Below are 5,203 nucleotides of genomic sequence, written 5' to 3' on the forward strand. Positions count from 1 at the left end.
TGGCCGAACGGCTGCGTCTGGGCGTCAACATCGATCATGTCGCCACCGTGAGAAATGCGCGCGGCGGGGCCCTGCCCGACCCGGTCCGAGCCGCCCAACTCGCCATCGCGGCCGGTGCCGACGGCATCACGGCCCATCTGCGCGAAGACCGCCGCCACATCCGCGACGCCGACGTCGAGCGTCTCGCGACCGAACTCACGAAGCCCCTCAATTTCGAGATGGCAACGACCGCCGAAATGATCGCCCTGGCGGAGCGGCTGAAGCCGCACGCGGCCTGCCTCGTGCCCGAAAAGCGCGAGGAGCGTACCACCGAAGGCGGGCTGGACGTCGTGCGCCAGGAAGCACAGCTGGCTCCGCGCATCGCGCAACTCAAGGCCGCCGGTTGCCGCGTCTCGCTCTTCATCGAGCCGGATGAGGCACCGATCGCGATGTCCGCCAAGCTCGGCGCGCCCGTCGTCGAACTCCACACCGGCAGCTGGTGCCACGCCGTCGTGGATGGCGACACGACAAAGGCGGAGGCCGAGTTTCGGCGGCTGGCCAACGGCGCGGCCTATGGCGCCAGTCTCGGCCTCGAAGTCCACGCCGGACATGGGCTCGACTACGACACAGCGCGCACGCTCGCAGCCGTCCCGGCCTTCGTCGAATTCAACATCGGCCATTTCCTTATCGGCGAGGCGATCTTCATCGGGCTGGAGGCCGCCATCCGCCGCATGCGGCAGGCGATGGACGAGGGGCGCGGCGCAGGGCACTAAACGCTCCCGCTCCGTCGGAAACCGGTTTCCCCTTTTGGGGCGAATACTCTAAACGCGAGGCATGATCCTCGGCATCGGCTCCGACCTCTGCGACATCCGCCGCATCGAGCGCTCCCTCGAACGCTTCGGCGAGCGCTTCACCCACCGTGTCTTCACCGAAGGCGAGCGGAGAAAATCCGACCGCCGCGCGACGCGGGCGGCCTCCTATGCCCGCCGCTTCGCCGCCAAGGAAGCCTGCTCCAAGGCGCTGGGCACCGGCATGCGGGCCAGCGTGTTCTGGCGCGACATGGAAGTGGTCAACCTGCCGAGCGGCCGCCCGACGATGAGGCTGACGGGCGGCGCGCTGGAACAGGTGAAGGCGATGACCCCGCCCGGCTTCGAGGCGTTCGTCCATGTCTCGCTGACGGACGACCCGCCGCTGGCGCAGGCCTTTGTTGTCATCGAGGCGCGCCCGATCAGCGGCTGAGGCTTCGGCCGTACGCCTCTCCCGCAATGGAAAAGCCGGCGCAAACCGCGCCGGCTTTCGTTGGTTGTCCTGACGGAGATCGCGACCGATCCCGCGGCAGGTCACCGACCGGTGACAGCCTCTTCCGGCCCGTCGCCGAGCCAGCGATAGATGACGCCGCCAAGCACGCCGCCGATCAGCGGAGCGACCCAGAAGAGCCAGAGCTGCTGGATCGCCCAGCCGCCGACGAACAGGGCCGGACCGGTGCTGCGCGCCGGGTTCACCGAGGTGTTCGTCACGGGGATGCTGACCAGATGGATCAGGCACAGGCCGAGGCCGATAGCCAGCGGCGCGAAACCCGCCGGAGCCTTGCCGTGCGTCGCCCCCATGATGATGAACAGGAACATCATCGTCATGACGACCTCCATGAGGAAGGCCGAAACGAGGTTGTACTTGCCCGGCGAATGCTCGCCATAGCCGTTCGAAGCAAAGCCGCCGGCAAGGTCGAAGCCCGGTGCTCCACGGGCGATGACGTAGAGGACGCCTGCCGCGACGATCGCCCCGACGACCTGGGCCACGATGTAGGGAACAACTTGCCCACCCGGGAACCGCCCGCCTGCCGCGAGGCCGACGGTCACCGCCGGATTGAGATGGCAGCCTGAAATATGGCCGATCGCATACGCCATCGTCACGACAGTGAGGCCGAAGGCGAGCGAAACGCCCAGCAACCCGATACCGACATTCGGAAATCCTGCAGCGATGACCGCGCTGCCGCAACCTGCAAACGTCAACCAGAACGTACCTATGGCTTCGGCGACATATTTCTTCGTGCTCATGGTGATTCCCCCAGAGTCAGAAACGGGGGAATGCTGTTCGTCAAACACGATGTCGTCAACGCATGGAAACGCGTATTCGACCCGCGATTTCGGCCTTTCTCCCGCCCTTTTCTTGCATTCGAATTATTCTCAGCATGTATTCGCCATCCGGCGGCGTCATCCCCCCTGACTGCTGTTGCGCGTTGTCGCAGAGGCGATAGTCGGCTAGACCGCGCGCTGGATCGCAGTCCCAGGAGCGCCCGCGTGGCCAACGAAGTCGAAAGCAAGAACAAGGCAGCCAAGGAAGAAGGCGGCGTCTTCGAGACGATCAAGGTTGTCGTCCAGGCGCTTCTGATCGCGCTGGTGATCCGCACCCTGCTGTTCCAGCCCTTCAACATCCCGTCGGGCTCGCTGATCCCGACGCTGCTGATCGGCGACTACCTGTTCGTGTCGAAATACACCTATGGCTACTCCAAGCACTCGATCCCGTTCAGCCCGCCGCTGTTCTCCGGGCGCGTATGGGCGGCCGAGCCGAAGCGCGGCGACATCGCGGTCTTCAAGCTGCCGACCGACAACTCGACCGACTACATCAAGCGCGTCATCGGGCTGCCGGGCGACCGCATCCAGATGATCGACGGCATCCTGCATATCAACAACCAGCCGGTTAAGCGCGAGCGCATCGCCGATTACACCACCAGCGACAACTGGGGCCGCAGCGTCCCGGTGATCCGTTATCGCGAGACCCTGCCCAACGGCGTCAGCCACGAGATCATCGAGCGCGAGGGCGATACCGGCACCTTCGACAACACCCAGGTCTTCACCGTGCCCCCCGGCCATTTCTTCATGATGGGCGACAACCGCGACAACTCTCTCGACTCGCGCGATCGCAGCGTCGGCTATGTGCCGTTCGAAAACTTCGTCGGGCGAGCCGAGATCATCTTCTTCTCGATCGAGGAAGGTGCTTCGGCATGGAAGATCTGGGAATGGCCCTACACGGTTCGCTGGAACCGTCTGTTCAGCACCATCAAGTGAGCAAAGGCAGCGAAACCGCGCGCAAGGCGCCGGACACCGCGCGGCTAGAAGCCGCGTTGGGGCATTCCTTCCGCGACAAGTCCCTGTTGACGACGGCTCTCACCCATATGAGTGCCGAAGAATCCCGGCTTGCGAGCTACCAGCGCCTCGAATTTCTCGGGGACCGCGTGCTCGGCCTCTCGATCGCCGATCTGCTGTTCCGGCATTACCCGCAGTCGGAAGAAGGCAACCTTTCGCGCCGCCTTGCCGACCTCGTGCGCAAGGAAACCTGCGCAGAGGTGGCCCAAGGCTGGAATCTCGGCCAATTCATGCGGCTGGGCGACGGCGAGATCTTGGGCGGCGCCCGCAAGAACAAGGCGATCCTGGCAGATGCCTGCGAAGCGATCATCGGCGCCGTTTTCATCGACGGCGGGTACGATGTCGCGCGTGCTCTGGTGGAGCGCGCCTTCGGCGAACGGCTGATGAAGCCGGTCCGGCCGTTGCGCGACGCGAAGACCGCGTTGCAGGAATGGGCGCAAGGCAAGGGCTACGCGACGCCCACCTATAGCGAGCGCGGCCGTTCGGGGCCGGACCATGCCCCGGTTTTCGTGGTGGCCGCCAAGATCAGCGGGCTTGCGGATTCCGAAGCGCGCGGCCCCTCCAAGCGGCTGGCGGAACAGGCCGCCGCCGAAGCCTTCCTGCGACGCGAAGGCCTGTGGAATGACAATCCGGAAAGCGACAATGTCTGAAACCGACCAAGCAACGCGTTGCGGCTTCGTCGCGCTGATCGGCGCGCCGAACGCCGGCAAGTCGACGCTGCTGAACCAGCTCGTCGGCGCCAAGGTCTCGATCGTCTCGCGCAAGGTGCAGACGACCCGCACGCAGGTGCGCGGCATCGCCATGTCCGGCCCGGCGCAGATCATCTTCGTCGATACGCCCGGCATCTTCGCGCCCAAGCGACGGCTCGACCGCGCGATGGTGACGAGCGCGTGGGGCGGCGCCACCGATGCCGACCTGATCGGCGTGCTGATCGATGTCGCCCGCTTCGAGCACGAGGAGAACACCGTGCTGCTGGAGAAGCTCGCCGAGCTGAAGCAGCCGAAATTCCTGATCCTCAACAAGATCGACACGGTGCCGAAGGAGAAGCTGCTCGAGATCACCGCCAAGGTGAACGAGCGCGGGCAGTTCGAGTCGACCTTCATGGTCGCCGCGCTGACCGGCTATGGCGTCAAGGACATCCTGACCTGGCTCGAGAAGCGCCTGCCGCTCGGCCCCTGGCTCTATCCGGAAGACCAGATCTCGGACGCGCCGCTGCGCTTCCTCGCCGCCGAGATCACCCGCGAGAAGATCTTCGAGCGGCTGCATGACGAATTGCCCTACCGCTCCACCGTCGAGACCGAGAGCTGGCAGCAGAAGCCGGACGGGTCCGTGAGGATCGAGCAGACGATCTATGTCGAGCGCGAGGGGCAGCGGAAGATCGTCCTCGGCGAAGGCGGCCAGACCATCAAGGCGATCGGTCAGAAGGCGCGCGCCGAGATCGCCGAGGCTGCGGAAGCCAAGGTGCACCTCTTCCTGTTCGTGAAGGTCCGCGAGAACTGGAGCGACGACCCCGAACGCTATCGCGAGATGGGGCTGGAGTTCCCCAAGGGCAAAGGCTGAATGACGCAAAGGAACGGCGATGCGCAGCGAAAAGGAGAAGATGCTGGCCGGTGAGCTCTACCGCGCCGACTGCCCCGAGCTCATCGCCGACAACCGCCGCATCAGCGCCTGGATGGAGCGCTTCAATGCCACCACGGCCAATCCCGAGCAGAGACCGGCCCTGCTGAAGGAGGCCTTCGGCCATGTCGGGCGCGACGTCACCGTCCGCCCGCCCTTCCATTGCGACTACGGCCACAACATTGCCCTGGGCGATGGCGTCTTCCTGAACTTCAACTGCGTCATCCTGGACGTGGTGCCGGTGGCCATCGGCGACGGCACGCAGATCGGGCCGGGCGTCCAGATCCTTACCGCGGATCATCCACGCGATCCCGTACAGCGCAAAGCGATGCTCGAATTCGGCCGCCCGGTCAGCATCGGGCGCAACGTCTGGATCGGTGGCGGCGCGATCATCCTGCCAGGCGTCACGATCGGCGACGATGCGATCGTCGGCGCCGGCAGCGTCGTCACCCGTGACGTTCCGG

At 65.4% G+C, this 5,203-nt stretch carries 7 protein-coding genes; 6 read left to right on the forward strand and 1 reads right to left on the reverse strand.

The window, feature by feature from the left end; all coding sequences use genetic code 11:
* Positions 1-11: 11 nt before the first annotated feature.
* Positions 12-752, forward strand: coding sequence for a pyridoxine 5'-phosphate synthase (locus ACIPIA_RS09910; protein WP_400509033.1), 741 nt, complete (start codon positions 12-14; stop codon positions 750-752).
* Between the two features lie 61 nt (positions 753-813).
* Positions 814-1,218 (forward strand): holo-ACP synthase, encoded by a 405-nt coding sequence (gene acpS, locus ACIPIA_RS09915; protein ID WP_400509023.1) that lies wholly within the window; start codon positions 814-816, stop codon positions 1,216-1,218.
* Between the two features lie 101 nt (positions 1,219-1,319).
* On the opposite strand, the gene aqpZ is transcribed toward acpS, so the two are convergent.
* On the reverse strand, positions 1,320-2,033 hold the full coding sequence (gene aqpZ, locus ACIPIA_RS09920) for an aquaporin Z (RefSeq protein ID WP_400509025.1): 714 nt from the start codon (positions 2,031-2,033) through the stop codon (positions 1,320-1,322).
* Positions 2,034-2,276: 243 nt separating this feature from the next.
* Here aqpZ and lepB point away from each other — a divergent pair, with 243 nt between their 5' ends.
* The 4 genes from lepB to ACIPIA_RS09940 all read left to right on the forward strand — a co-directional run.
* Positions 2,277-3,044 carry a signal peptidase I gene (lepB, locus tag ACIPIA_RS09925; RefSeq protein WP_400509027.1) on the forward strand — a complete coding sequence of 256 codons (768 nt, stop codon included), beginning with the start codon at positions 2,277-2,279 and terminating at the stop codon, positions 3,042-3,044.
* Complete coding sequence (gene rnc, locus ACIPIA_RS09930) at positions 2,981-3,772, forward strand: ribonuclease III (protein WP_400509028.1); 792 nt, start codon at positions 2,981-2,983, stop codon at positions 3,770-3,772. The genes lepB and rnc overlap by 64 nt, the downstream gene beginning before the upstream one ends.
* Positions 3,765-4,682, forward strand: a complete 918-nt coding sequence (gene era / locus ACIPIA_RS09935; RefSeq protein ID WP_400509030.1) for a GTPase Era — start codon at positions 3,765-3,767, stop codon at positions 4,680-4,682. Before rnc ends, era begins: the two co-directional genes overlap by 8 nt.
* Before the next feature lie 19 nt (positions 4,683-4,701).
* Positions 4,702-5,203, forward strand: a 502-nt coding sequence (locus ACIPIA_RS09940; protein ID WP_400509032.1) for a sugar O-acetyltransferase, incomplete at its 3' end; no start/stop codon positions are given.

The sequence above is a fragment of the Allobosea sp. CER48 genome (assembly GCF_044752385.1).
GTDB lineage: Bacteria > Pseudomonadota > Alphaproteobacteria > Rhizobiales > Beijerinckiaceae > Allobosea.